Origin of the sequence: Methylobacillus sp. MM3, from assembly GCF_001645185.1 — a bacterium.
Taxonomy (GTDB): domain Bacteria; phylum Pseudomonadota; class Gammaproteobacteria; order Burkholderiales; family Methylophilaceae; genus MM2.
This window is the reverse complement of the sequence record NZ_LXTQ01000011.1, coordinates 406,781-429,546: the sequence shown is the minus strand read 5'-3', so window position 1 is coordinate 429,546 and position 22,766 is coordinate 406,781. Positions and strand designations below refer to the sequence as shown.

Here is a 22,766-nt window from a genome sequence, read left to right as displayed (position 1 = left end):
GTAAACCATCATTTGTAAAAAATTCATTATAGGGCCGCGTCGCGCAGGGTGACAAAACGGAGCCCGGCCGCATGCGCCGACGCTATCAGGTCCGGCAGTACCTGCAAGACAACCGGCTCGCCGGAAGCGGCTCTAGCCGCGTTGCCGTCGTGCAGCAGAAGTATCGCACCCGGTTTCACGCCGCGCGACAGCCGGGCTCGCACCTGCGTTGCATCGCGCGTGCAGGTGTCGAACCCGCGCACCGTCCAGCTCGCCAGTTGCAGCCCAAACCGCGCCAGAACCGGCTCCAGGAATGGGTTGCGCAACCCGGCCGGAGCACGGAAGAACCGCGGGGTCATGCCTGCGATGCGACTCAGCGACTCTTGCGCGGCCGCGATTTCGCGGGCATAGCCTGCCGGCCCCAGCAGCGAGAAATTGTGGCGGTGATGCTGAGTGTGATTTTCGATGGCATGCCCGTGCCGCACGATTTCGCGGCACAGCTCGGGGTGCTGTGCGGCCTTGCTGCCGATACAGAAAAAGGTCGCTTTCACGCCGTGGCCTTGAAGCAATTCCAGCACTTGCGGCGTCACTTCAGGATCGGGGCCGTCGTCTATGGTCAGAGCGATTTCGTTGCGGCGCATGGCTGCATCCGGCAAACGCGTCCAATTAGCGCCCAGCCCGCTGCTGCGCGGCAAGAGACCCAACAACGTGATGACCATGTGATTGGCCGCCACCGTCGCGAGCGCCCATGGCCACAGCGCAAAGTCGATGACGACGGCCAGCAGCGCCGACAGGTGCAGCGCGATGGAAAAGCCAAGGAATGCGGTAGGCCGCCAGCGATGCTTATTCATCAAGCCCCTCCGAAGCGCCGCTCGAGAAAACGATGCCACAAATCCCGCCACGCCGGCCAGTCGTGGCCGCCGGCGATGCAGTCGACATGCCTCGCCGGCAAGGCTTCCGCCATCATCGCATGGCCGGGAGCAAAGCGATCTTCCGCGCCGTAGCCCAGATGCACTTCAATGCCACTCTTCTCATGCGATTGCAGCCAACGCCAGTTGCGCCGCTCGGTGTCATCCTTCGCCAAGTCGCCGGGCTGCCAGGCGATGATGCCTCCTGCCGTGGCGATTTCACTGGTGGTCATGCGGTTGCCCGGGTAGGGCGCCATCAGGAAGAGCCCTTCCACACCTCCCGGATAGCGGTCGGCGTAAGCCATCGCAACATAGCCGCCGATGGAAATCCCGGCCAGCCATATATGGCGATAGCCAGCGGCCAGGGACGGCGCGATCAGGCTGGCGTGCAGCTGCGGCAGTGCCTGTTCGCCGGCTACGTGGTCGAACAGCAAGCCCGCCAACAAAAGGTCCATATCAATGCCGCGATTGCGCACAGCATCGACGAAACCTTCGCGCACGAAATCTTCCGGCTGATGCAGTGCGCCGGGCAGCAGGATGGTCAGCGTTTCCGCTTGTCTGCCGGGCTGGGCGAAGTCGGCGAGGCTACGCATGAGCCCGCTTGGCAAAAATCGCCGAGAACAGCAACGCCAGGATCACGCCCGGCGCAACGGTGACGCCCATGGCCTGCAGCACCGGCACGGTGGAAAACGCCAGCAGGCCGAAACCGAGCACGGTGGCGACGTTGGCCAATAGCAGTGACGCCATCGTGCGCGGTTGCAAGCTGGCGGCGTCGCTGTGATCGAAGAACAGCGCGTAATTGGAACCGATGGCGACGATCAGCAGCAGGCCGATCAGGTGCAGGATCATCAGGGGTTGCCCGAACAGCGCCAACCCGGCCGTCACGGTCAGCACGGCCGCAGCCAGCGGCAGGACGACGCGCGCAACGCGCGACGGTGAGCGCAGCGTCACCAGCAGCAGGGCAATAATCGCTGCCACACCTGCCAGCGACAATAGAATGGCCTCTTGCAGATAACCGAAATACAAATGATCGGATTCGGCTTTCAGATCGACGAACACCGCGCCCGGAACCTGATCCAGCGCGGCTTGCACCGCGGCGGTATCGATGGCACTGTTTTCCGGCGCTGTGAGCGGCAGCAACGCATTCCAGCGATCATGCTGGCGGACCAGCAGCGCCTCGACCGCCATTGCCAGCGAAGTGCCTTCGAGATCGACACGTTGCAGCAGAGGCATCTGGCGCGCTGCCTCTACATCGGCGAGAAAGGGCTTGAATAATCCTGGCCGCACCGGCAAATCTTCCGTCGCTTCATTAAGGCTTGCTTCAAGTACGTCTGATGGCGGCAGGCTGACTTGGCGGGCACGCTGTGTTGCCTCGCTGGGCAAATAACGACTGGGGCTTTCGAAGCCGGCCAGCGCACCGTTGGTAACCAGCGGCTGCAAGGCAAGCGACACCTGTTCGGCGGATTGCAGCGCCGCCTCTTCGCTCTGGCCATCCACCACCACCAGGTAACGCGCATCGGGCGCACCCATGGCGGCACGCAGACGGGTATCCAATGCCTGATCCGCGGCAGAAACGGGGCTCAATGCGGCCAGTTCGCGATTCCACAAATGATCGCGATGCTGATAAAGCACGACGCAGGAAACCGCCAGCAACAGCAGTGCAATCCAGCGCAAACGGCCTGCCTGATGCGACAGCAGTGCCAGCGCACCGCCAGCGGCGGAAACGTCGCATATCCGGAAATCGGCAGGCAAAAGATGCGGCAACACAAAACGCGTCATCGCCGCGGCCGCCAGCAGGCCGGCAATCGAATACAAGCCAAGCTGCGCCAGACCGGGAAAGCCCGAGAACAGCAGCGCGGCAAAACCGAACACCGAAGTCAGCACGCCCAGCCGCACGGTCGGCCAGACGCGGCTCACCCAGCCGGAACGATCCGCCCCGCCCTGCTCCGATTGCAGGAAAAGATAGATCGAATAATCCACCGCTTCGCCGATCAGCGCCGTGCCGAAGCCGAGCGTGATGCCATGCACCACGCCGAAACCGAGGCTGACCGCGGCGACCCCCGCCAGAATGCCGGTCGCCACAGGCAGAAAGCCGAGCAGCAAGGCCCGCGGTGAACGGTAAACCGCCAGCAGCAGTGCGGCGATCAGCAGAGAGCTGACGATGAAGATTACCCGCACCTGATGTTTGATGGTGTCGCGCGCCAGCACCGAAAATACGCCGGGGCCGGTCATGTGCAGCTCAGCGCCTTTTACGCCTTGGGCTGCCTGCTCGAATGCCGTCTGGACAGCGGCCATCGCATGCTGCTGGGCATCGGTATCGGAACCGGCCGCGTGGGTCTGAAGCAGCAACAATGCAGTTTTTCCGTCTTGCGACGCCCATGCGCCTTCGATCATGCGCGGCTGGCGGCTGCTTTCCATGCCCTCGATCAATTGCAGCATTTCGCCGGTGGGATCGCGCGGCAGCAATTGCTTGATCAGCAGGCCGGCGGGCGAGGCAAGCCGGTCTATGCTTTCGCTTAAAGCCTCATGCAGTCCGGCGACGCCAAAACGCTCCGGCGTCACGGTCGGGCTCAGCAGGTAGCGATAGTTGAACAGGGTTTCGCGGTCGCGCTCGGTAGTCACCGGCTCGCCGTTATTGACCGCGACGAATGCCGGGGCGGATCGCAGGCGTTGTGCCATATTTTTGGAAATCGCGGCGCGCGATGCTTCGTCCGCCCCTTCGATGCCAACCAGAATCAGTTTGGAAGCCAGCCCGTCGCGCAACTGATCCATCAACAGCTGCTGCTGTGCCGTCGGCGTGCGCGGCAGGAAGGCGGACAGGTCGGCGGTGAAATGGCTGCGCGCGATGATGACGATGCTGGCTATGATCAACGCCAGCCATACGGCAATCGCAGCCCGGCCGGAATGCGGAAAAGTCAGCTTCAAGGCGCGGACATCTGCGTGATGGTCATCAGCGAGCTGTCGCCATCCGCTTGTCGAATTTCGATGGTGCGTAATTCATGGCGCTCACCGGCGATGCGAATGCGCTCGACGACTTTCTTCATCCGGTCTGCCAGCGGCAGCAGTTCCAGCGTCCAGCCCTGCTCGCCCCCTTCCAGATTCAGGTGGTAGGCGCGTTCCAGCGCTGCGCGGTCGCCTGCCAGCGTGCCGCGTATGCTCTCGATAAAGGCGGCAATTTCAGGATAGTTCTGCAAGGGCAGCACGTGCCGCTTGCCTTTCTGCTCGATGGTCAGCGTGCCCTGCTCCAGCACCATGCTTTCCGGACGCGGCTTGAGCGTGCGCTTTTCGAGGCGGCCGGGCGCGGTATAGAACAGCTCGCCCGAGGACTCGACCGGCCTGTCGAGAATGGCGATGGATTTCTTCTCGATAAAACTCGCATGACCGGAGCGGGTTTGCGCCAGGCCGTTCATCAGCTGGTCGATACTCCACTCACCCGCCTGCAGTGAGGATGAAACAAGCAGGCAGGCCAGCATGAGAAATGATTTAACGATGTTCATGGGGTTGCGCACTCAGGGATGTCGGGACGGATTGCCAGTAATCGAAAAAATTGAACCAGTTGTAAGGCGCATCTAGACAGTAATGGTTCAACAGGCCGGCATAGCGCTCTATTGCTTGCTTTACGGCAGCCTCGCGCTGGCCGCGTGGAACATCGGTAAAATCGGCCAAGGTCTCGAAATGCACGCGGTAGCGATTGCCGCCGAGATACAGCCCGACCATGAACACCACTGGGCGCCGCATCAGTGCGGCCATGCGGAAAGGGCCGACAGGCATGGCGGCCGGTGCGCCGAGGAGATCGACTGGCATCATGGGCTCATCGCCCAGGGTGCGGTCGCCCAGCATGCCGACTAGCATGCCGGCATCCAGTTTATCCTGCACCCTGAGCATGGAATCGATGCGCCCCAGGGGAATGACATCCAGCGCGGCCTCGGAGTTGATCGCCGCCAGCATCTTGTTGATTTTCTGCGCATTGTCTTCGTGCATCACCATCGCCACATGCAGCCCCGGCACTTGCCGTCCAATGGCGCGAATGACTTCGAAGCTGCCCAGATGCGCACCCATGAGAAACACGCCGCCGCCCGCCTCGATCAAGGGATTGATATGTTCCAGCCCTTGAATGTCGATATCGAACAAGTCATAGCGTCGATCCACCAGATAGATGCGATCGTGTATCGTCGCGGCAAAACTGAAAAAATGCCGGTAGAGGTCACGCCAGCCGGCGGGTCGACCCAGCACGCGCGTGAGATAGTCGCGCGAGGCGTTGCGGCTCGAAGGCGAGAACAGTACGAAATACAGCGCCACCAGGTGCAGTACCGAACGTGCGATACGCCGCCCCAACCGCAACGATATCCAGCTCATAAGGCGCAGCATGGGCATGTTGCTGCGTTCGCTCGATTGCAGCCAGACGGCCTTTTTCTGTACGGTATTCATGATTCAGTGACGGGTGTGATGCTGCCGGAAACGATATGCCGCTCACCTTCGCGGATGTCAAAGCGAATCGCGCCGCTGGCCTGGGCTTCGTGCTCGATGATAACGCGCGCGCCCGGCCCCAATGGGCTCAGGAATTTGACTGAGCCGATCTGCCACGCGCCATCATGGCCGATATCATCGGCAATCGCATGCATCGCCTCATCCAGCAGCACGACGCCAGGCACGATGGGCATATCCGGGAAATGCCCGGCAAACGCGGGATGATAGTCAGGGATGTTCAGCATGGTTTTCTTCATGCCGCATCCCGGTTGAAACGGTTTTCGATCAGGTTCTTGAGCGCTTCGCGCGGCAGCTTGCCCGTGCTGTTGCGCGGCAAGGCATCGACGAATAGCAGCGGGCGCGGCAAAAAGACCGGATCGATGCGCTCGCGCAGCGCTTTCAGCAACGTTTTCGCATCCAGCCCAGGCGCGACCACACAGGCGGCGAGACGTGTGACATGATCGTGCGACACTTCGTCCGGCATGTAGAACGCGCCATCGACGACACCGGGGATCGCGGTCAGTTGCACATTCAGATGCGCCAGCGAACTGCGCTTGCCGGCAATATTGATCAGATCCTGCAAGCGGCCATGCAGCAGGAATCGTCCAGCTCCAGTCAGTTCGATCTTGTCGTTCAATGCAACGGGATGCTCCACGTGACCGCCTTCGGCCCATACCCCACCCTCACGCGAAACCAGCCGCACATTCGGAAACAGACTCCACTCCAAGGTTCGCGTCGTGCGACGCGTGGCAATTTGTCCGGTTTCGGTACAGCCGTAGATTTCCAGCAAGGGTGCATTGAAACCGGACTCCACAGCCTGCGCCAGTTGCGGCGACAGCATCGCGGTCGCAGACAGCACCATCTCGACGCGCGGCAACGGCAGACCGGCCTCCAGCAGTGTCCGCAAATGCAAGGGGGTGGAGACCAGCAGGCGCGGCATCGTTATCGCGTCCAGCGTCTCGCAAATATCAGCCGGATAGAACGGTTGCGCGCTGCACAAGGCGTTTGCGGACTGCAGCGGCAGCAGTACGGTCGATTCGAAACCGTACATGTGTTGCGGCGGCACCGTGCCGACAATGGCATGGCTCACGCCGGACTTTAACCCGAGTTGTTCCGCTTGCGCCCGGACGTTGCGCACCAGTCCGCCCCAGGTTTTGGGGTGCGGCATCGGCATGCCGGTGGAGCCGGAAGTGAATACGATGGAAACCACCTGCTCGATATCGATGTGCGGTATGCGCGCTTCCAGCGGAAAAGCATCGGGAATCGCTGGATAAGGCAATTGCGGCAATGCGATATCGCATTGCTCACTGTCATGCAGGCAAAACACATCGGCGGCAAACAGCTGCAATTGCTGCACCGTTTCCGGTGTATGCGTAGGCGGCAACAGGCTCACCTTATCTGTCATCATGGCTGCGGCCAGCCCCACGGCAAAGCGATAGCGATCGCGGCAGACATTCAGCACATGCCGGCCAGCAGGAAGCCGTTCGGCAAGATATGTAGCATCTCGCAGGAATTGCGCAACCGACACCGGCGCATTGCCGCGCCAGGCGACTGTGTCACTCAAGGATGTGTGGGAAAGCAGTGGAGAGGTCGCCATAGCTCAAGCCTACCCATGCGGGCGGGAAGATTTCAGATAAGCATTGACCGCATCGAGGATGTGACCGTGCGAGGCATCTGACAATACGCGACGGCGCACCAGGTATTCTGCGACGAACATCAACGCGACCAGCGGCAATACCATGAAATTGGCATACACCGACCAGACCGTCAAAGGCGTCAGTAAAAACAGCAAGGTCGAGATGGCTGCGAGCAGACCGAAAAAACCTGCCCAGGCAACCGTCACTTGCCGCGCATAGCGCTCATGCGCCGCCGACAATGGGCCATGCACCATTTCCGCAAACGTCACGCACAGCGGCGTGCGTCCACCGACCAGCGTACGGCCGAAGGTCGCCAGCAAGGTCAGCAGCAAGCCCATGTCCTGAATCCAGAAAAGCAGGCCGGAGTGATGCGCAATCGTCGACCAGACTCTCCAGAATAACAATCCACTTACCCCGAGCAGCAACAAACCGCCCAGTCGCCAACGCGTATTCGACAGCATGGCCAATCCGATGAGGAACACCGGCGCCATCGCCAGAAAAGCGCCCATGATACCGGGCCGGCCGGAGGCATTGACGTGATGCATCAGCACGGCATAAGCCGCAATAGCGACGGCAACACCTACGCCCCTGGCGGTTCGGAGGATGTCAGGCATCAGCGGGTTTTGTGTGCAGCCACATACTCCGTAAGACTGCGTAACGAACCGAAAATGCGGTGATTGTCTTCGCTGTCCGCTTTCAACTGCAGGCCGTAGCGCTTGGAGACTACCAATGCGACCTCAAGGATATCGATGGAGTCCAGACCCAGGCCATTGCCGTAAAGCGGTTCATCAGGCTGGATTTCTGCGGCGGAAACGTCAAGATTCAATGCCTGCACCATCAGCTCGGCAATTTCAAGCTGTAATGCAGCTTCCTCTGTGGGCGTATATTTTTCTGTCATGACAACTCTTTGTTTGTTTGAGGCTTATATCCCTGGAACACACTTGCCACAAGGCGCTTCAAGAATGAATATATTTTACCGCGTTTTAAACCCAGCCAGTATTTCGAAGGAATCAAAACGGTAGTGTATTTGCGCCGCTTCGTTTTTTGAATGATCCGGTCGTGCTAATCTCTTGCGCATGTATATCGTTGCAATCGCCTGGCTTTATGTCACCCTGATGATGGCGCTGACAGAACCCAGCATCGTCGCCGGGCTGCTCACATTCCTGTTCTATGGTTTGCTGCCCTGCGCCCTGCTGATCTGGATCATCGGCACGCCGCAACGCCGGCGCAACCGCCTACGCGTGATGGCCGAGCAGGAACTTGACCAGCCAGATCGATCCGATACCAAGGCCGATTAAGGTCACCTGCTGTACCGTGGCGCGCAGCTCCGGGCGTTTGTGCAGGCCGGGAATCAGATCCGCGACCGCCACATAGATCATGCTCGCCGCAGCCAGCCCGAGGATAGTCGGGATCCAGTTCTGCACCGTTTGCAGCGCAAAATACGCAATCACCCCGCCAACCAGCGTCGCCAGGCTGGACAGCAGATTGAAGATGAACGCCTGGCGTTTGGTGTAGCCGGAATGCAGCAGAATCAGGAAATCGCCGACTTCCTGCGGGATTTCGTGCGCGATGATTGCCAGCGCCGTCACCGCCCCCAGCTTGAAGTCCGTCATGAACGCCGCCGCGATCAGGATACCGTCCACAAAGTTATGGAAGGTATCGCCTATCATGATCATCATGCCGCTGCGGCCATGATCGTGCCCATGGTCATGCACCGGCGCGGGGGCCGCATGCGCCTCGCACTCGTCGCCGTGGCAATGACGCCAGAGCACCAGCTTTTCCAGCACGAAAAACAGCAGTATGCCAAACAGCACCGTCGCTGCCATGTTGTCCATGCTGCTGGAAAGCTCGAAGGCATGCGGCAGGATTTCAAGGAATACCGCGCCCAGCAGCGCACCAATGGCGTAGCTGATCAGCATTGGAATCCATGCGGTACGCGCATTGAGCGCCACGAGGCCGGCAGCAGTGACGCTAAGCACGCCTCCGAACAGGCTTGAAACGAGAATCCAGCTGAATACGGACATTGTTGTTATGCAAAGGTGAGAAAAGTTGGGATTATACGGGACGTGTCAAGCAGGGCTTAGCCAGATTAGCGAAGCCATGCGCCCGGTGCGTCCGTCGCGGCGATACGAAAAAAAACGTTCCGTATCGGTATAACTGCAGAAATCACCGCCATAAATGCGCTGTATGCCCAATGACAGCAAGCGCTGGCGCGCGAGCAGATAAAGATCGGCCAAGTACTTGTCGCCACGCGCATTGAAGGCAAACTCACTCGCCGGGTCGTTGCGCAGGAAAACCTCGCGTACCTCAGGCCCTACTTCGAAGGCCTGCGGCCCAATGGCCGGCCCAAGCCAGGCCATCATCGATGATGTCGGAACATCCATGGCGATGATCGTATCCTCGATCACGCCATCGGCGAGGCCGCGCCAACCGGCATGCGCCACGCCCGCTACCGTACCGACATCGTCACACAGGAAAACCGGCAGGCAATCTGCTGTCATCACTGCGCACACCGCATTGGCACGGCGCGTGATGCAGGCATCCGCGCGCGGCTCGCATCCGGCAGATTCGGCCAGGATCACCGCGGTACCGTGCACCTGCTCCATCCAGACCGGTTCGCTCGGCACCAGCGTGTTCAACAGGTTGCGGTTGGCGGCGACGGTATGGGCATCGTCCCCGACATGCATGCCGAAGTTGAGGCTGTCGTAGGGCGCCGTACTGAGGCCCCCCAATCGTGTAGTCTGGATCGCCCTGACTTTCGGCGGTGCCGGCCAGTCAGGAATAATCAAAGACTCGGCCAGCGTCACTCCACATCCTCTTCGTCTTCGAACTCATCCTCGAAATCGTCCTCGTCATACACTTCGAACGGGAGTTCGAAATCTTCCTCGCTCACGTCTTCTTCAAAGCGCATGGCTTCCAGTAGCGCCTTCATGTCCGCCGGCAATTCTGCCTGCCACTCCATGAATTCGCCGGTTACGGGATGGATCAATCCGAGCCGTACCGCGTGCAGCGCCTGCCGCTTGAAGCCCTTCAACGCGTCGCGCAGCGTTTGCGACATCACACGATGCGGCACGATGCCGCGCAGTCCATAGACCGGATCGCCCACCATGGGCGCGCCTATGTGCTGCATGTGCACCCGGATCTGGTGCGTACGCCCGGTTTCAAGACGGCAGCGCAGATAGGTGTGCACCGCGAAGCGCTCCAGCACTTCATAATGCGTAACCGCCGGTTTGCCGCCGACGCGCGTCACCGCCATGCGGGTGCGCGAGCGCGGGTCGCGGCCGATCTGCGTTTCCACCGTGCCGTTCTTCCACACCTCGCCCCAGACGATGGCGCGGTACTCGCGCTTCACGGTGCGCGCCTGCAACTGGCGCACCAGGCCGGTCTGGGCGGCGATGGTCTTGGCGACGACCAAGAGGCCGCTGGTGTCCTTGTCCAGGCGATGCACGATACCGGCACGCGGCAGATCCTTCAGCTGCGGCGCGTGGTGCAGCAGCGCATTGAGTAAAGTTCCCTGCCAGTTGCCTGCGGCGGGATGCACCACCATGCCGACGGGCTTGTTGATCACCAGAATGTGCTCGTCTTCGTAAACGATATCGAGCGGAATGTCTTCGGCTGAGAAAGCACTTTCATCCGGGCTGGGTTGCGGCCGCACTTCAATCTTTTCACCGCCCCATACCTTCTGCTTGGCGATGGCGGCCTGTCCATCGACGCGCACCAGATCCTCCTTGATCCAGGCTTGCAGACGGGAGCGGGAATAGTCCGGCAGCAGCTTGGGCAGGGCCTGGTCGAGGCGCGATCCGGCAAGCGATTGGGGAATTACGAGGGAGATAGGCTGGGTTTGGGTCATCGGTTATAATCGGGCAAACGTCTTGGGACTAATTAAATGAAACGTAGTGTAGCCTTAATTCTTGCTCTGTTCCTCTCAGCATGCGCCATTTTCGGCGATCCCACCGAAATCGATGAAACCAAGGGCTGGTCCGTTCAGCGTCTGAATACCGAAGCCGAAACTTCGATGCGCAACCGCGACTACGACAAGGCTATCGGCTATTACGAAAAACTGAAATCGCGTTATCCACACGGCCGCTATGCGCTTCAGGCAGAGCTCGAAATCGCCTACGCGTACTACAAAAAAGGTGAAGCAGCTTCGGCCATTGCCGCCGCGGATCGCTTCATCAAGCTGCACCCGCACCACCCTAACGTCGACTATGTCTACTACCTGAAAGGCCTGGCCACCTTCAACGAGCGCGGCATCGTCGAAAAACTGACGGCTCAGGACATCAGCGACCGCGACCCGAAGGCATTGCGTGAATCGTTCGCAGCATTCAAGGAACTGATAACGCGCTTCCCCAACAGCAAATACGTCAAGGATGCCACGGCGCGGATGACTTACCTGGTCAACACGCTGGCCGCGCACGAACTGCACGTGGCACGTTACTACATGAAACGCGGTGCCTACGTCGCGGCGGTCAATCGCTGCAAGTTCGTGATCGAAACCTATCCCGAAACACCGGCAGTGGAAAATGCATTGATCATCATGATCAGCGCCTATGACCTGCTTGGCATCGAAGACCTCAAGCAGGACACCATGCGCGTATTCAAGACCAACTATCCCAACAATCCTTTCAACGGCACGGCTGCGCCGCCGGAACAGAAATCCTGGTGGAAATTCTGGGAAAGCCTGTAATTCCTCTCCGCTTTAAAAGGACGCCTCTGCGTCCTTTTTTATTGCCTGCTTTTCCTGCCCGATCAGGCTGCGAGTATCTCTTCCATCGCTTGCAGGAAACGTGCGTTCTCTGCGGGAAGGCCAATGCTGACGCGCAGCCAGTCCGGCATTTCATAGGCAAAAATGGGACGCACAATAATGCCTCTTTCGAGCAGCTTGCGGTTCACCGCGGCCGCATCCGGCACATGGAAACTGACGAAATTGCCGAATGACGGAATGTAGCGCAGTCCCAGTTTCGATAAACCTTCGATCATCTGCTTCATGCCGGCATCGTTCAGGTCGCGGCTGCGGCTGACGAAATCGTCATCCTGCAAGGCCGCCGCAGCCGCCGCTTGCGCCACGCTGTTGACGTTGAATGGCTGGCGCACGCGATTCATCATGTCGGCCACCGCCGGATGCGCCAGCGCAAATCCGACGCGCAAGCTGGCAAGGCCATAGGCCTTGGAGAAAGTACGCGTCACGATCAGGTTATCGAATTCCGACAGCCAGGCGATGCTTTGCGACTTCTGCGCATCGGAAAGATATTCGTCGTAAGCTTCGTCCAGCACAACCAGCACATGCTGCGGCAAATCGCGAAGAAAGGCATGAAGCTCGGACTTATCAAGCAGCGTGCCGGTCGGATTGTTCGGGTTGGCAATAAACACCATGCGCGTTTTTGCCGTAATAGCGACACGCATCGCCTGCAGGTCGTGGCCGAAGTCCTTGGCCGGAGTGCTGATTCCAATGGCACCGACCGCCTGCGTCACGAGCGGATACACGGCAAAGGCATGCTGCGAATAGATGGCTTCGAGCCCCGGCGCGAGGAAAGCGCGCGCGGCAATTTCCAGTACATCATTTGAACCGTTGCCCGGAACGATTTGCGCCGCCTGCACCCCGAATTTTTTGCAGATTGCCTGCTTCAATTCGAAGGCATTGCCGTCGGGATACAACGCAATACTCGCCAGCGCATCCGCAATCGCCCGCTTCGCCAGCGGGCTGATGCCCAGAGGATTCTCGTTGGACGCCAGCTTGACGATGCCGGCCTCGTCAAGCCCGAGTTCTCGGGCAAGCTCCGAAATCGGTTTTCCCGGCTGGTAAGGGGCAATGGAGCGGATATGGCTCGGTGCGAGCTCGCTCAACGTATTCAATGCGGACTCCTGCGATTCGATAATCAGATCGGAAATAAAAAAGCGGCTGCCGCCGCAACCGTATTTTAACCGAAATGCACTATCGACGCGGCACGCAATAGTTTTCGACTTCCTGGAAGGAGGGACGCAGGTCCGGTGCGATTGTCATGCGTCCGAACTCAATGACGGTCTTGGGCGGATAGCCGTTCAGATAAGCCACGATGCAGGTTTTGAGGCAAGCAAAAAACTGCTCTTCTTCCTCGGCCAGATTTTGCAGGAGCTTGGCGACCGGCCCGATAAAACCGTACGCCATCAGGATGCCCAGAAACGTACCTACCAGAGCCGCGCCGATCTTGTGCCCAAGCTCTTCGGGAGGTCCGCCGATAAACGCCATGGTGACAACCACTCCCATGACGGCGGCGATGATACCGAAAGCCGGTAGTGATTCGGCGAGGTGGGTGAAGGCATCGGCGGGCTTCCTGGCAGCATGGCTGGCCGTTTCGAGATCGATATCCATCAGATTCTCGATTTCATAACTATTCATGTTGCCGGTTACGATAATGCGAAAGTAATCGCAGATGAACTCGCGCGTTCTGGCATCGGAAGCGACTCTGGGATATTTTGCAAAGATCGCGCTTTTGCCTGGCTCTTCAATGTCAAACTCAATCGACATCAGCCCATCCTTGCGTACCTTTGCCAGCAAGGCATGCATCAGCGCCAGTGCATCTAGGTGGTACGCCAGATTGTAATGCGAGCCTTTGAGGGCCAGCGGCAGGCTATGCATGCATTCGCGTATCGTCCTGCCGGGATTGGAAATCAGGAAAGCGCCCAGCCCGGCACCGCCGATGATCAGCATCTCCGCAGGCTGAAACAACGCCAGCAAATGACCGCCAGCCCAAAGATAGCCGCCGGCGATACAGCCGACGACGACGAGAAACCCCAAAATCAGATTCATGCATTTACACCTTATTATTGTTAAGGCGCAAAACCGGAATAGCTTGGATACCCGAATCGGATGACGAGGTGCATGGCATGAAGCGATGCATGCGTTGAATCTGGCAATCCCGCTGTCATGGAGGAAAAACCTCTTTAGACCGGTGATTTTGCGCCCTTGCCTTTCGGCAAGTTTGCCTTTATCAGTTATTTGATTTTGTGAATTCTACCCGAAAGAACCCACAGTGAAAATGGAATAGTGTTCAGATCACTGCCACGGGATAAGAGCCCATCACCTTCAGGAAAGCCGCCCTGTCATCAACCTCCTGCAACGCGGCGGCCACGCGCGCATCTTCACGATGCCCTTCGATATCGACAAAGAATACGTATTCCCACAAGCCCGTGTGCGCGGGGCGCGATTCGAATTTTGTCATGCTGACATCATGGCGAGCCAACGGCTCCAGCAAGGAAACCACCGCGCCCGGAACGTTGCGTGCGGCCATGGCCAGCGAGGTCTTGTCCTTGCCGGAAGGCGCTACATCATGGTTCGACAGCACAAGGAAACGCGTGGTATTCCGCGGATCGTCCTCGATGTTCTCGGCCAGCAGATTGAGACCGAACAGTTCGCCGGCGCGGCGGCTCGCAATGGCAGCCGCACCCGGTTCAATGGCGGCCAGACGCGCGGCTTCGGAGTTGCTGGCGACCGCCTGGCGCTCGATGCCGGGCAGATTGCGGTTCAGCCACTCATGGCATTGCGCCAGCGACTGTGCGTGCGAATAGAGCTTGGTCACACCGCTCTTGTCGGATGCTTTCGACAAGAGATTATGATGCACCGGCAACGCTATCTCGCCGCAAATATACAAGCTTGTCAGGAGTAGAAGATCCAGCGTGCGGCCGATACCGCCTTCGGTGGAGTTCTCTACCGGCACCACGCCATAATCGACCGCACCGGTTTCCACTGTCTGGAAAACCTCATCAATGGAAGCGCATTGCACCGGCTTGGAAAGCCCGCCGAACTGTTTGTTGGCGGCCTCTTCGCTGAACGTGCCGAGTGGGCCGAGAAATGCGACGGATAATTCCTTTTCAAGCGCACGGCAATTCGACATCACGGTTCGAAAAATGGCGGTGACCGCTTCGCCCGACAAAGGGCCCGGATTCTGATCCAGCAGACGGCGCAGCACCTGCGCTTCGCGCTCGGGGCGATAGATCGGTCCGCCGTTTTTCAGATTGCCGATGGTATGTGCCAACTGCGCGCGACGGCTGACCAGCTGAAGCAGCTGCTCATCGATGCTATCGATTTGTTCCCGGCACTTCTTAAGTTCTTCGCTCATGCAATGCTCTGTATTTTAATTTTCTATGACTGGTAATGTCCGTACATTCAGTACGCCGTCGATACTGCTGATTTTCGCCACGACTTCTTTTGGCACCGGGCTATCGAGATCGACCAGCGTATACGCCATTTCCCCGCGCGACTTGTTGACCATATTGTGAATGTTCAAGCCTGCTTCGGCCATTGCCGTGGAAATCTGCCCCAGCATATTGGGCACATTGGCATTGGCAATCGCCATCCGGAAGGCAGATTCGCGCGGCATCTGCACGCTGGGAAAATTCACCGAATAGCCGATATTCCCATTCTCCAGAAACTCGCGTACCTGCTCCACCACCATCACTGCACAATTATCCTCGGCCTCTTGCGTTGAAGCACCGAGATGCGGCAACGCAATCACGCCGGGATGCGATTTCATGCGGACCGTCGGGAAATCGCATACATATGCGCGCAATTTCTTGCTCTCCAGCCCATCCAGTACTGCCTGCTCGTCGATCACACCCTCGCGGGAAAAATTGACCAGCACGGCGCCGTGCTTCATCAGCCCAACCCTCTCGGCATTCACCATCTGCCGTGTCGCATCGACCAGTGGCACATGCAGCGTGATGAAATCGCTGTGGCGGAATACGTCATCTATGCTGTGCGCCCGCTTCACGTCCGATGAAAGCCGCCAGGCCGCATCCACGGTGATATCCGGATCGTAGCCCTGCACTTTCATGCCCAGCTTGAGCGCCGTATCGGCGACCATGCCGCCGACCGAGCCCAGCCCGATAATGCCCAGCATCCGGCCCGGCAGTTCAATGCCGGCGAAGGGCTTCTTGCCCTCTTCGACCTGCGCCGCCAGCGAGGCGTCGTCGCCTTGCAAGGCGGCTACAAACTTCATCGCGGGAGCGATATTGCGCGCCGCCATCAGCATGCCAGCCAACACCAGCTCCTTCACCGCGTTGGCATTTGCGCCCGGAGTATTGAACACCACCACCCCGCGCTTGCTCATTTCGGCAACGGGAATATTGTTGGTGCCTGCACCGGCTCGGCCGATGGCCCTGACAGTGGGAGGAATATCCATCTCGTGCATGCGTGCGGAACGCACGAGGATGGCGTCGGGATTCGTCACTTCGCTGCCGGTTTCATAGCTTTCCGCCGGCAAACGCTTCAAACCGTGCGACGAAATCTTGTTGAGGATCAGTATGCGATATTTGCCCACGACTCCCTCCCTTTGCCGCCTTGCGGCGGGCTTATGAATTGCTTTGTTCGAACTCCTTCATGAACTCGACCAAGGTCTTCACGCCCTCTTCCGGCATGGCGTTGTAGATCGACGCACGCATGCCGCCCACCGAGCGGTGGCCCTTCAGCTGCATCAAACCGAGCGCACTTGCCTGCTTGAGAAACGCGTCGTCCAGCGCCTGATTTGCCAGCGTGAACGGAATATTCATGCGCGAGCGGTTTTCCTTCGCGGTCGGGCAACGGTAGAAATCGGTGCTGTCGAGATAATCGTACAACAGGTTGGCCTTGCGCAGATTGACCTTTTCCATCTCGGCCAGACCGCCCCGTGCCTTCAGCAGCTTGAACACCAGGCCAGCAATGTAGATCGCATAGGTGGCCGGCGTGTTGTACATGGAGTCGTTGTCGGCCTGCAGCTTGTAGTCGAACATCGTCGGCGTGCCGGGCAGCAGATCGCCGATCAGGTCATCGCGCACGATGATGATGGTAAGGCCGGCCGGACCGATGTTCTTCTGCGCGCCGGCATAGATCAGGCCGTACTTGCTGACGTCCATCGGGCGCGACAGGATGTGCGAAGACATGTCCGCAACCAGCGGCACATTGCCGGTCTCCGGCGTCCAGAAAATTTCCACGCCGCCTATGGTCTCGTTCGAGGTGTAGTGCACATAGGCCGCATCAGGGTCGAGCTTCCACTGATCCTGCGTCGGGGCGTAGCTGAAGTTTTTATCTTCGGAGCTGGCGACCACATTCACGTCGCAGTAGCGCTTCGCTTCGCTGATCGCCTTCTTTGACCACTCGCCGGTATTAAGATAATCGGCTTTTTTCTTGCCGCGCAGCAGATTCATCGGGATTGCGGTGAACTGCATCGAAGCGCCGCCCTGCAGGAACAGCACCTTGTAATTGGCGGGAATATTCAACAATTCGCGCAGATCGGCCTCGGCCTCGGCCTGAATGCTCATGTACTCCTTGCCGCGATGGCTCATCTCCATCACCGACATGCCAGAGCCGTGCCAGTCCAGCATTTCCTCGCCCGCCTGCTTCAGCACTTCCTTGGGCAGCACCGCCGGACCGGCGGAGAAATTGTAAATCTGCGTCATAGCCAACCCTCCTTTTAGGGCCTGTTCACACTAATTACTCTTCTTCGTCGTCGGTTTCGACCACTTTTTCCAGGCCGGAAAGCTTTTCGCCTTCGCCCAGGTTGATCAGCGTCACGCCCTGCGTGGCGCGACCCAGCTCGCGGATTTCCTTGACGCGGGTGCGGATCAGCACACCGCCGGTGGTGATCAGCATGATCTCGTCTTCATCGCTCACCAGTTTGGCGGCCACGACCTTGCCGTTACGCGCCGAGGTGGCAATTGCGATCACACCCTGCGTACCGCGGCCGGAATGGCGGAAGTCGGCCAGCACGGTGCGCTTGCCGTAACCGTTTTCAGTGGCGACCAGCACGGTCTGCTTGTCGTCCTCGGCGATCAGCAGCGACAGCACCTGCTGCTTGGCCTGCAGCTTCATGCCGCGCACGCCGCGCGTTGCACGGCCCATCGGACGTACATCTTCTTCGTCGAACCACACTGCCTTGCCACCGTCGGAGACCAGCACCACATCGTTGGCACCGTTGGTGACTTCGGCACCAATCAGGAAATCGCCATCATCCAGGTTGATGGCGATGATGCCGGCCTTGCGCGGGTTGGAGAACTCGGTCAGCGCGGTCTTCTTCACGGTTCCCTGTGCGGTCGCCATGAAAATGTAATGGTTTTCGTCGAATTCCTTGACCGACAGGATGGCGTTGATCTTTTCGCCTTCTTCCAGCGGGAACAGATTGACGATGGGCTTGCCGCGACTGATGCGGGAACCTTGCGGCACTTCGTAGACCTTGAGCCAGTAAACACGGCCGCGGCTGGAGAAGCACAGGATGTAATCGTGTGTATTGGCAACGAACATCTTGTCGATAAAATCGTCTTCCTTGGTCGCCGCCGCCTGCTTGCCGCGTCCGCCGCGACGCTGGGCGCGGTATTCGGCCAACGGCTGCGATTTGACGTAGCCGGTGTGCGACAGCGTCACTACCACGTCTTCCGGCGTGATCAGATCTTCCAGCGAGATGTCCTGCGCGTTGTGCTCGATCTCGCTGCGGCGCTTGTCGCCGAACTGCGCCTTGATCGCGGACAGTTCGGTTACGATGATCTGCGTGACGCGCTCCGGCTTGGCCAGGATATCCAGCAAGTCAGTGATGACATCCATTACTTCCTTGTACTCGGTGACGATCTTGTCCTGCTCGAGACCGGTCAGGCGCTGCAAGCGCATCTGCAGGATTTCCTGCGCCTGCACGTCGGAGAGCTTGTAACCGTTGGCCTTGAGGCCATAGGCTTCATCCAGCCCTTCCGGGCGAGATGCATCGGAGGCAGCACGCTTCAGCATTTCCTCCACCACCGGCGATTTCCAGATGCGATCCATCAGCGAAACCTTGGCCTCCGGCGGCGTTGGCGCGGCCTTGATCAGCGCGATCATCTCGTCCACGTTGGCCAGCGCGACCGCCAGGCCTTCCAGCACGTGACCGCGGGCGCGCGCCTTGCGCAGCTCGAATACGGTACGGCGCGTGACGACTTCGCGGCGATGACGCAGGAAGGCTTCCAGCATCTGCTTGAGGTTCAAGAGGCGCGGCTGACCGTCCAGCAGAGCCACCATGTTCATGCCAAAGGTATCTTGCAGTTGGGTTTGCTTGTAGAGATTGTTCAGCACGACTTCCGGCACTTCGCCACGCTTCAGTTCGATCACCATGCGCATGCCGGATTTGTCGGATTCGTCGCGCAGATCGGAGATGCCTTCGATCTTCTTCTCGTTGACCAGCTCGGCGATTTTCTCGATCAGCGACTTCTTGTTCACCTGGTACGGCAGTTCGTCGACGATAATCGCCTGGCGCTCGCCGCGGCCGATGTCCTCGAAGTGCGTCCGGGCACGCATCACCACGCGGCCGCGGCCGGTGCGGTAGCCTTCCTTGACGCCGACGGTGCCGTAAATGATGCCGGCAGTCGGGAAGTCCGGCGCCGGGACAATGTCAATCAGCTCGTCGATCGTGATCTCGGAGTTTTGCAAAACCGCCATGCAGGCGTCGATGATTTCATTGAGATTATGCGGCGGGATGTTGGTCGCCATGCCCACCGCGATCCCGGACGAGCCGTTGATCAGCAGATTGGGAATACGCGCCGGCATGATCAGCGGCTCGTGCTCTGAACCGTCGTAGTTCGGCCCGAAATCGACCGTTTCCTTGTCGAGGTCGGCAAGCAGTTCGTGCGCAATGCGCGACATGCGGATTTCCGTGTAACGCATCGCGGCGGCATTGTCGCCATCGACCGAGCCGAAGTTGCCTTGGCCGTCGACCAGCATGTAGCGCAGCGAGAAATCCTGCGCCATGCGCACGATGGTGTCGTACACCGCGGTATCGCCGTGCGGGTGATATTTACCGATCACGTCGCCGACGATACGCGCCGACTTCTTGTAAGGGCGATTCCAGTCGTTGGAAAGTTCGTGCATCGCATAGAGTACGCGGCGATGCACCGGCTTCAGACCGTCACGAACATCGGGCAATGCGCGGCCCACGATCACGCTCATCGCGTAATCGAGGTAGGAACGGCGCATCTCTTCTTCTAGGCTGACGGGGAGTGTTTCTTTGGCGAACTGATCCATAAATCCTATTGATTCAGCGAAGGCATAAAAGCTTCGATTCTAGCATGAGAAGCGCTCTCCATCACGGCCAAATACCTCTTGCGTCAGGAGTTTCGACTCTTCACGACAACAGAATAAAAGGCCTTGATTTAAAATCCCTTTTTTATTCATTGTTGAATTAGCACCCGGCCTGCCGCATGATGCTTGTTTGGTTTCAACAACAACAGTCTCAAGGAGAACCAACATGGCAAGCACCGTCAATCTCAAAGGCAATCCCGTCGACGTCGCCGGCGACTTTCCCAAGGTCGGCCAAACCGCCCCCGATTTCAAACTGGTAAACCAGGATCTGCAAAACGTTACCCTCGCGGATTTCGCAGGGAAACGCAAAGTCCTGAATATTTTCCCAAGCATCGATACTCCCACCTGCGCTACTTCGGTACGCAAATTCAACCAAGCTGCAAGTGACCTGCCGAACACCGTCGTACTCTGCATTTCCGTTGACCTTCCCTTCGCCCAGAAACGTTTTTGCGGCGCGGAAGGCCTGAGCAACGTCACCACGCTATCGACCATGCGCGGCCGCGAATTTCTGGAAAACTATGGCGTAGCCTTGGCTAGCAGCAAACTGGAAGGTGTTGCGGCGCGTGCTGTTGTCGTGCTGGATGAGAACAACAAAGTGCTGCATAGCGAACTGGTCAACGAAATCACCACCGAACCCAACTATGATGCCGCAGCTGCGGTTCTGAAATAATCCGGCACGGAATCTCGCAACAAGCGATAGAAATTCGGCATCGGTTGAATTAAGCTGTCGGATTATTCAACCCCCATTCAACCTAATCCAAATAAGGAGAAATTCATATGGCCGTTCTCGTTGGAAAAGCCGCACCGAGCTTTACCTCTGCCGCCGTCATGGGCGACAACAGCATCAACGACAACTTCACACTGGCTGAGCATATCAAGGGCAAATACGCCGTCGTGTTTTTCTATCCGCTCGACTTCACCTTTGTCTGCCCGTCCGAACTGATCGCATTCGATCATCGTCTGGAAGAATTCAAGAAACGTGGCGTGGAAGTCGTCGGCGTATCCATCGACTCGCACTTCACACACCTGGCGTGGAAGAACACCCCAGTCAACGCCGGCGGCATCGGCAAGGTCGGCTACCCGCTGATCGCCGACATGAAGCATGACTACTGCAAAGCCTATGACGTCGAAGCCGATGCAGGCGTCGCCTATCGCGGCTCCTTCCTTATCGACAAGGCCGGCATCGTTCGCCATCAAGTCGTGAATGACCTGCCGCTGGGTCGCAACATCGACGAAATGCTGCGCATGATCGACGCACTGCAATTCACCGAAGAACATGGTGAAGTCTGCCCGGCCGGCTGGAGCAAAGGAAAGGCTGGCATGGACGCCAGCCCGGAAGGCGTTGCCAAGTATCTGGCTTCGCACGCTGCCGAACTGTAATCAAGTCAGGCATTGAAACGACAACGGGGCCAATGGCCCCGTTGTCGTTTCAGAATACTATCGGTCACCGAACAGCTTGAACTTCTAGCCTTTCAGCCCGCGCTCCAGGTCTGCCTTGATATCATCGATATGCTCCAGGCCAACCGCGACGCGCACCAGTCCATCGCCGATTCCGGCAGCCGCCCTCGCCTCTGGCGTCACTCGGCTGTGCGTCGTCGTCGCCGGGTGGGTAATCGTACTCTTGGCATCGCCCAGATTAGCCGTGATCGACACCATCCGGGTGGCGTCGATCAACTTCCAGGCGCCGTCCCTCCCTCCCTTGACGTCGAACGACACAATGCCGCCGCCGGCCTTCTGCTGCCGCATGGCCAACGCGTACTGCGGGTGGGATGGCAGTCCGGGGTAATACACCCGCTCCACCTGCGGCTGCCCTTCCAGCCACTGCGCCAGCGCCAGCGCATTGCGCGAGTGGGCTTCCATGCGCAGGCTAAGCGTTTCCAGTCCCTTGAGGAACACCCAGGCATTGAATGCGCTCATGGTCGGGCCGGCCGTACGCAGGAAACCGTACACCGGCTCCAGCACGTCTTTCCTGCCGAGGACCGCGCCGCCCAGGCAGCGCCCCTGCCCGTCGATATACTTGGTGGCAGAGTGAATGATGATATCCGCGCCAAGATCGATCGGTTTCTGCAAAGCCGGGGTGCAAAAGCAATTGTCCACCGCAAGCAGCGCACCGGATTTTTTCGCCAACGCGGCCAGCGCCGCAATGTCGCAGACTTCGGTGAGCGGATTAGACGGTGTCTCCACGAAAAATAGCTTGGTATTCGGACGCACCGCAGCCGCCCATTCCGCTTCATCGGTCAGCGAGACGAAAGTGGTCTCCAGCCCCCAGCGCTTGAGTATGTTGCCGAACAATTGCACGCTGGTGCCGAAGATGCTGCGCGAGGCCACGATATGATCGCCCGCCGAGCACAAGCCCATCACGCATGCCAGGATCGCAGACATGCCGCTGGAGGTGGCGACGCAGAACTCCGCGCCTTCCAGCGCCGCCAGTTTGTCCTGGAACATGGTAACCGTAGGATTGGTGAAGCGCGAATAGATATTACCCGGCTCCTGCCCGCTGAAGCGGGCCGCAGCCTGAGCGGCACTGGTATACACGAAACTGGAAGTAAGAAAAATCGCTTCGGAATTTTCCCCGAATTCGGTATGTGCGCTTCCTGCACGAACCCCTAGCGTTTCCGGATGGTTGGAATAATCCATGGCTTGTCCTTCTGCCTGCTTCAGGCAATAAAAAACCCGTTTCAGCAATGGCTAAAACGGGCTCCTTTGGCTCGCTTTAGCTGCATTTGT

Annotated in this window: 24 protein-coding genes and 1 riboswitch; of the genes, 4 read left to right on the top strand and 20 right to left on the bottom strand. The window is 58.9% G+C overall.

All coding sequences use genetic code 11. The features are described from left to right. Positions 1 to 26: 26 nt before the first annotated feature. The 9 genes from A7976_RS06345 to A7976_RS06305 are packed head-to-tail and all read right to left on the bottom strand — an operon-like array spanning position 27 to position 7,889. Positions 27 to 830, bottom strand: coding sequence for a polysaccharide deacetylase family protein (locus A7976_RS06345; protein WP_067108791.1), 804 nt, complete (start codon positions 828 to 830; stop codon positions 27 to 29). After that, positions 830 to 1,480, bottom strand: coding sequence for an alpha/beta hydrolase (locus A7976_RS06340; RefSeq protein WP_067108788.1), 651 nt, complete (start codon positions 1,478 to 1,480; stop codon positions 830 to 832). Before A7976_RS06340 ends, A7976_RS06345 begins: the two co-directional genes overlap by 1 nt. Further along, positions 1,473 to 3,812, bottom strand: coding sequence for an MMPL family transporter (locus A7976_RS06335; protein ID WP_082878016.1), 2,340 nt, complete (start codon positions 3,810 to 3,812; stop codon positions 1,473 to 1,475). The genes A7976_RS06340 and A7976_RS06335 overlap by 8 nt, the downstream gene beginning before the upstream one ends. Beyond that, positions 3,809 to 4,384: a LolA-related protein gene (locus A7976_RS06330; protein ID WP_067108785.1), complete on the bottom strand. Its 576-nt coding sequence runs from the start codon at positions 4,382 to 4,384 to the stop codon at positions 3,809 to 3,811. Before A7976_RS06330 ends, A7976_RS06335 begins: the two co-directional genes overlap by 4 nt. Beyond that, a complete protein-coding gene (locus A7976_RS06325; protein ID WP_067108783.1) occupies positions 4,371 to 5,315 on the bottom strand; it encodes an acyl-CoA synthetase in 945 nt (314 codons plus the stop codon). Before A7976_RS06325 ends, A7976_RS06330 begins: the two co-directional genes overlap by 14 nt. Continuing rightward, positions 5,312 to 5,611: a hypothetical protein gene (locus tag A7976_RS15265; protein ID WP_067108777.1), complete on the bottom strand. Its 300-nt coding sequence runs from the start codon at positions 5,609 to 5,611 to the stop codon at positions 5,312 to 5,314. Before A7976_RS15265 ends, A7976_RS06325 begins: the two co-directional genes overlap by 4 nt. Then, entirely contained in the window at positions 5,608 to 6,951 is a 1,344-nt protein-coding gene (locus A7976_RS15260) for an AMP-binding protein (protein ID WP_067108775.1), read from the bottom strand. The genes A7976_RS15265 and A7976_RS15260 overlap by 4 nt, the downstream gene beginning before the upstream one ends. Before the next feature lie 9 nt (positions 6,952 to 6,960). Then, positions 6,961 to 7,605 (bottom strand): hypothetical protein, encoded by a 645-nt coding sequence (locus A7976_RS06310; protein WP_067108773.1) that lies wholly within the window; start codon positions 7,603 to 7,605, stop codon positions 6,961 to 6,963. Beyond that, positions 7,605 to 7,889, bottom strand: a complete 285-nt coding sequence (locus tag A7976_RS06305; RefSeq protein ID WP_067108767.1) for a phosphopantetheine-binding protein — start codon at positions 7,887 to 7,889, stop codon at positions 7,605 to 7,607. The genes A7976_RS06310 and A7976_RS06305 overlap by 1 nt, the downstream gene beginning before the upstream one ends. A 178-nt stretch (positions 7,890 to 8,067) precedes the next feature. On the opposite strand from A7976_RS06305, the gene A7976_RS06300 reads away from it, so the two are divergent. After that, the gene (locus A7976_RS06300) at positions 8,068 to 8,289 is read left to right on the top strand and encodes a hypothetical protein (protein WP_067108759.1); all 222 of its coding nucleotides are present in this window, start codon (positions 8,068 to 8,070) and stop codon (positions 8,287 to 8,289) included. Here A7976_RS06300 and A7976_RS06295 read toward each other — a convergent pair. Genes A7976_RS06295 through rluD form a run of 3 tightly spaced genes read right to left on the bottom strand, consistent with a single transcriptional unit; the run spans position 8,227 to position 10,841 of the window. Further along, positions 8,227 to 9,015, bottom strand: a complete 789-nt coding sequence (locus A7976_RS06295; protein ID WP_067108756.1) for a ZIP family metal transporter — start codon at positions 9,013 to 9,015, stop codon at positions 8,227 to 8,229. The two genes, A7976_RS06300 and A7976_RS06295, sit on opposite strands and share 63 nt — an antisense overlap. 45 nt (positions 9,016 to 9,060) lie before the next feature. Further along, complete coding sequence (pgeF, locus tag A7976_RS06290; RefSeq protein WP_067108753.1) at positions 9,061 to 9,798, bottom strand: peptidoglycan editing factor PgeF; 738 nt, start codon at positions 9,796 to 9,798, stop codon at positions 9,061 to 9,063. Next, a complete protein-coding gene (gene rluD / locus A7976_RS06285) occupies positions 9,795 to 10,841 on the bottom strand; it encodes a 23S rRNA pseudouridine(1911/1915/1917) synthase RluD (RefSeq protein WP_067108751.1) in 1,047 nt (348 codons plus the stop codon). The genes pgeF and rluD overlap by 4 nt, the downstream gene beginning before the upstream one ends. A 36-nt stretch (positions 10,842 to 10,877) precedes the next feature. Here rluD and A7976_RS06280 point away from each other — a divergent pair, with 36 nt between their 5' ends. After that, entirely contained in the window at positions 10,878 to 11,678 is an 801-nt protein-coding gene (locus tag A7976_RS06280) for an outer membrane protein assembly factor BamD (RefSeq protein ID WP_067108748.1), read from the top strand. A gap of 62 nt (positions 11,679 to 11,740) precedes the next feature. Here A7976_RS06280 and hisC read toward each other — a convergent pair whose 3' ends face one another. From hisC to A7976_RS15060, 7 genes are all read right to left on the bottom strand, one after another. Further along, on the bottom strand, positions 11,741 to 12,844 hold the full coding sequence (hisC, locus tag A7976_RS06275) for a histidinol-phosphate transaminase (RefSeq protein ID WP_240483812.1): 1,104 nt from the start codon (positions 12,842 to 12,844) through the stop codon (positions 11,741 to 11,743). 79 nt (positions 12,845 to 12,923) lie between these two features. Further along, positions 12,924 to 13,778, bottom strand: coding sequence for a flagellar motor stator protein MotA (gene motA, locus A7976_RS06270; protein WP_067108744.1), 855 nt, complete (start codon positions 13,776 to 13,778; stop codon positions 12,924 to 12,926). Between the two features lie 99 nt (positions 13,779 to 13,877). Continuing rightward, a riboswitch (cyclic di-GMP riboswitch) is annotated at positions 13,878 to 13,965 on the bottom strand. A gap of 54 nt (positions 13,966 to 14,019) precedes the next feature. Then, positions 14,020 to 15,087: a prephenate dehydratase gene (pheA, locus tag A7976_RS06265; RefSeq protein WP_067108736.1), complete on the bottom strand. Its 1,068-nt coding sequence runs from the start codon at positions 15,085 to 15,087 to the stop codon at positions 14,020 to 14,022. A 15-nt stretch (positions 15,088 to 15,102) separates the two neighbouring features. Then, positions 15,103 to 16,287, bottom strand: a complete 1,185-nt coding sequence (locus tag A7976_RS06260) for a phosphoglycerate dehydrogenase (RefSeq protein WP_067108731.1) — start codon at positions 16,285 to 16,287, stop codon at positions 15,103 to 15,105. A gap of 31 nt (positions 16,288 to 16,318) precedes the next feature. Continuing rightward, a complete protein-coding gene (gene serC / locus A7976_RS06255; protein WP_067108730.1) occupies positions 16,319 to 17,401 on the bottom strand; it encodes a 3-phosphoserine/phosphohydroxythreonine transaminase in 1,083 nt (360 codons plus the stop codon). Positions 17,402 to 17,435: 34 nt separating this feature from the next. Then, complete coding sequence (gene gyrA / locus A7976_RS06250) at positions 17,436 to 19,982, bottom strand: DNA gyrase subunit A (RefSeq protein ID WP_067108729.1); 2,547 nt, start codon at positions 19,980 to 19,982, stop codon at positions 17,436 to 17,438. Between the two features lie 39 nt (positions 19,983 to 20,021). Beyond that, positions 20,022 to 20,207, bottom strand: coding sequence for a hypothetical protein (locus A7976_RS15060; protein WP_131801006.1), 186 nt, complete (start codon positions 20,205 to 20,207; stop codon positions 20,022 to 20,024). On the opposite strand from A7976_RS15060, the gene tpx reads away from it, so the two are divergent. Together tpx and A7976_RS06240 are read left to right on the top strand one after the other, a co-directional pair. Further along, positions 20,206 to 20,709: a thiol peroxidase gene (gene tpx / locus A7976_RS06245; RefSeq protein WP_067108728.1), complete on the top strand. Its 504-nt coding sequence runs from the start codon at positions 20,206 to 20,208 to the stop codon at positions 20,707 to 20,709. The two genes, A7976_RS15060 and tpx, sit on opposite strands and share 2 nt — an antisense overlap. 107 nt (positions 20,710 to 20,816) lie before the next feature. Continuing rightward, the gene (locus A7976_RS06240; protein WP_067108726.1) at positions 20,817 to 21,419 is read left to right on the top strand and encodes a peroxiredoxin; all 603 of its coding nucleotides are present in this window, start codon (positions 20,817 to 20,819) and stop codon (positions 21,417 to 21,419) included. A gap of 84 nt (positions 21,420 to 21,503) precedes the next feature. On the opposite strand, the gene A7976_RS06235 is transcribed toward A7976_RS06240, so the two are convergent. Continuing rightward, on the bottom strand, positions 21,504 to 22,676 hold the full coding sequence (locus tag A7976_RS06235; RefSeq protein WP_067109161.1) for an O-succinylhomoserine sulfhydrylase: 1,173 nt from the start codon (positions 22,674 to 22,676) through the stop codon (positions 21,504 to 21,506). Positions 22,677 to 22,766 lie beyond the last annotated feature (90 nt).

Bases quoted from the DNA above. Each gene is read 5' to 3' on its own strand.
- A7976_RS06345 (WP_067108791.1), bottom strand. From the start codon at position 830: ATGAATAAGCATCGCTGGCGGCCTACCGCATTCCTTGGCTTTTCCATC.
- A7976_RS06340 (WP_067108788.1), bottom strand. From the start codon at position 1,480: ATGCGTAGCCTCGCCGACTTCGCCCAGCCCGGCAGACAAGCGGAAACG.
- A7976_RS06330 (WP_067108785.1), bottom strand. From the start codon at position 4,384: ATGAACATCGTTAAATCATTTCTCATGCTGGCCTGCCTGCTTGTTTCA.
- A7976_RS06325 (WP_067108783.1), bottom strand. From the start codon at position 5,315: ATGAATACCGTACAGAAAAAGGCCGTCTGGCTGCAATCGAGCGAACGC.
- A7976_RS15265 (WP_067108777.1), bottom strand. From the start codon at position 5,611: ATGAAGAAAACCATGCTGAACATCCCTGACTATCATCCCGCGTTTGCC.
- A7976_RS15260 (WP_067108775.1), bottom strand. From the start codon at position 6,951: ATGGCGACCTCTCCACTGCTTTCCCACACATCCTTGAGTGACACAGTC.
- A7976_RS06310 (WP_067108773.1), bottom strand. From the start codon at position 7,605: ATGCCTGACATCCTCCGAACCGCCAGGGGCGTAGGTGTTGCCGTCGCT.
- A7976_RS06305 (WP_067108767.1), bottom strand. From the start codon at position 7,889: ATGACAGAAAAATATACGCCCACAGAGGAAGCTGCATTACAGCTTGAA.
- A7976_RS06300 (WP_067108759.1), top strand. From the start codon at position 8,068: ATGTATATCGTTGCAATCGCCTGGCTTTATGTCACCCTGATGATGGCG.
- A7976_RS06295 (WP_067108756.1), bottom strand. From the start codon at position 9,015: ATGTCCGTATTCAGCTGGATTCTCGTTTCAAGCCTGTTCGGAGGCGTG.
- rluD (WP_067108751.1), bottom strand. From the start codon at position 10,841: ATGACCCAAACCCAGCCTATCTCCCTCGTAATTCCCCAATCGCTTGCC.
- A7976_RS06280 (WP_067108748.1), top strand. From the start codon at position 10,878: ATGAAACGTAGTGTAGCCTTAATTCTTGCTCTGTTCCTCTCAGCATGC.
- motA (WP_067108744.1), bottom strand. From the start codon at position 13,778: ATGAATCTGATTTTGGGGTTTCTCGTCGTCGTCGGCTGTATCGCCGGC.
- pheA (WP_067108736.1), bottom strand. From the start codon at position 15,087: ATGAGCGAAGAACTTAAGAAGTGCCGGGAACAAATCGATAGCATCGAT.
- serC (WP_067108730.1), bottom strand. From the start codon at position 17,401: ATGACGCAGATTTACAATTTCTCCGCCGGTCCGGCGGTGCTGCCCAAG.
- gyrA (WP_067108729.1), bottom strand. From the start codon at position 19,982: ATGGATCAGTTCGCCAAAGAAACACTCCCCGTCAGCCTAGAAGAAGAG.
- tpx (WP_067108728.1), top strand. From the start codon at position 20,206: ATGGCAAGCACCGTCAATCTCAAAGGCAATCCCGTCGACGTCGCCGGC.
- A7976_RS15060 (WP_131801006.1), bottom strand. From the start codon at position 20,207: ATGTTGGTTCTCCTTGAGACTGTTGTTGTTGAAACCAAACAAGCATCA.
- A7976_RS06240 (WP_067108726.1), top strand. From the start codon at position 20,817: ATGGCCGTTCTCGTTGGAAAAGCCGCACCGAGCTTTACCTCTGCCGCC.
- A7976_RS06235 (WP_067109161.1), bottom strand. From the start codon at position 22,676: ATGGATTATTCCAACCATCCGGAAACGCTAGGGGTTCGTGCAGGAAGC.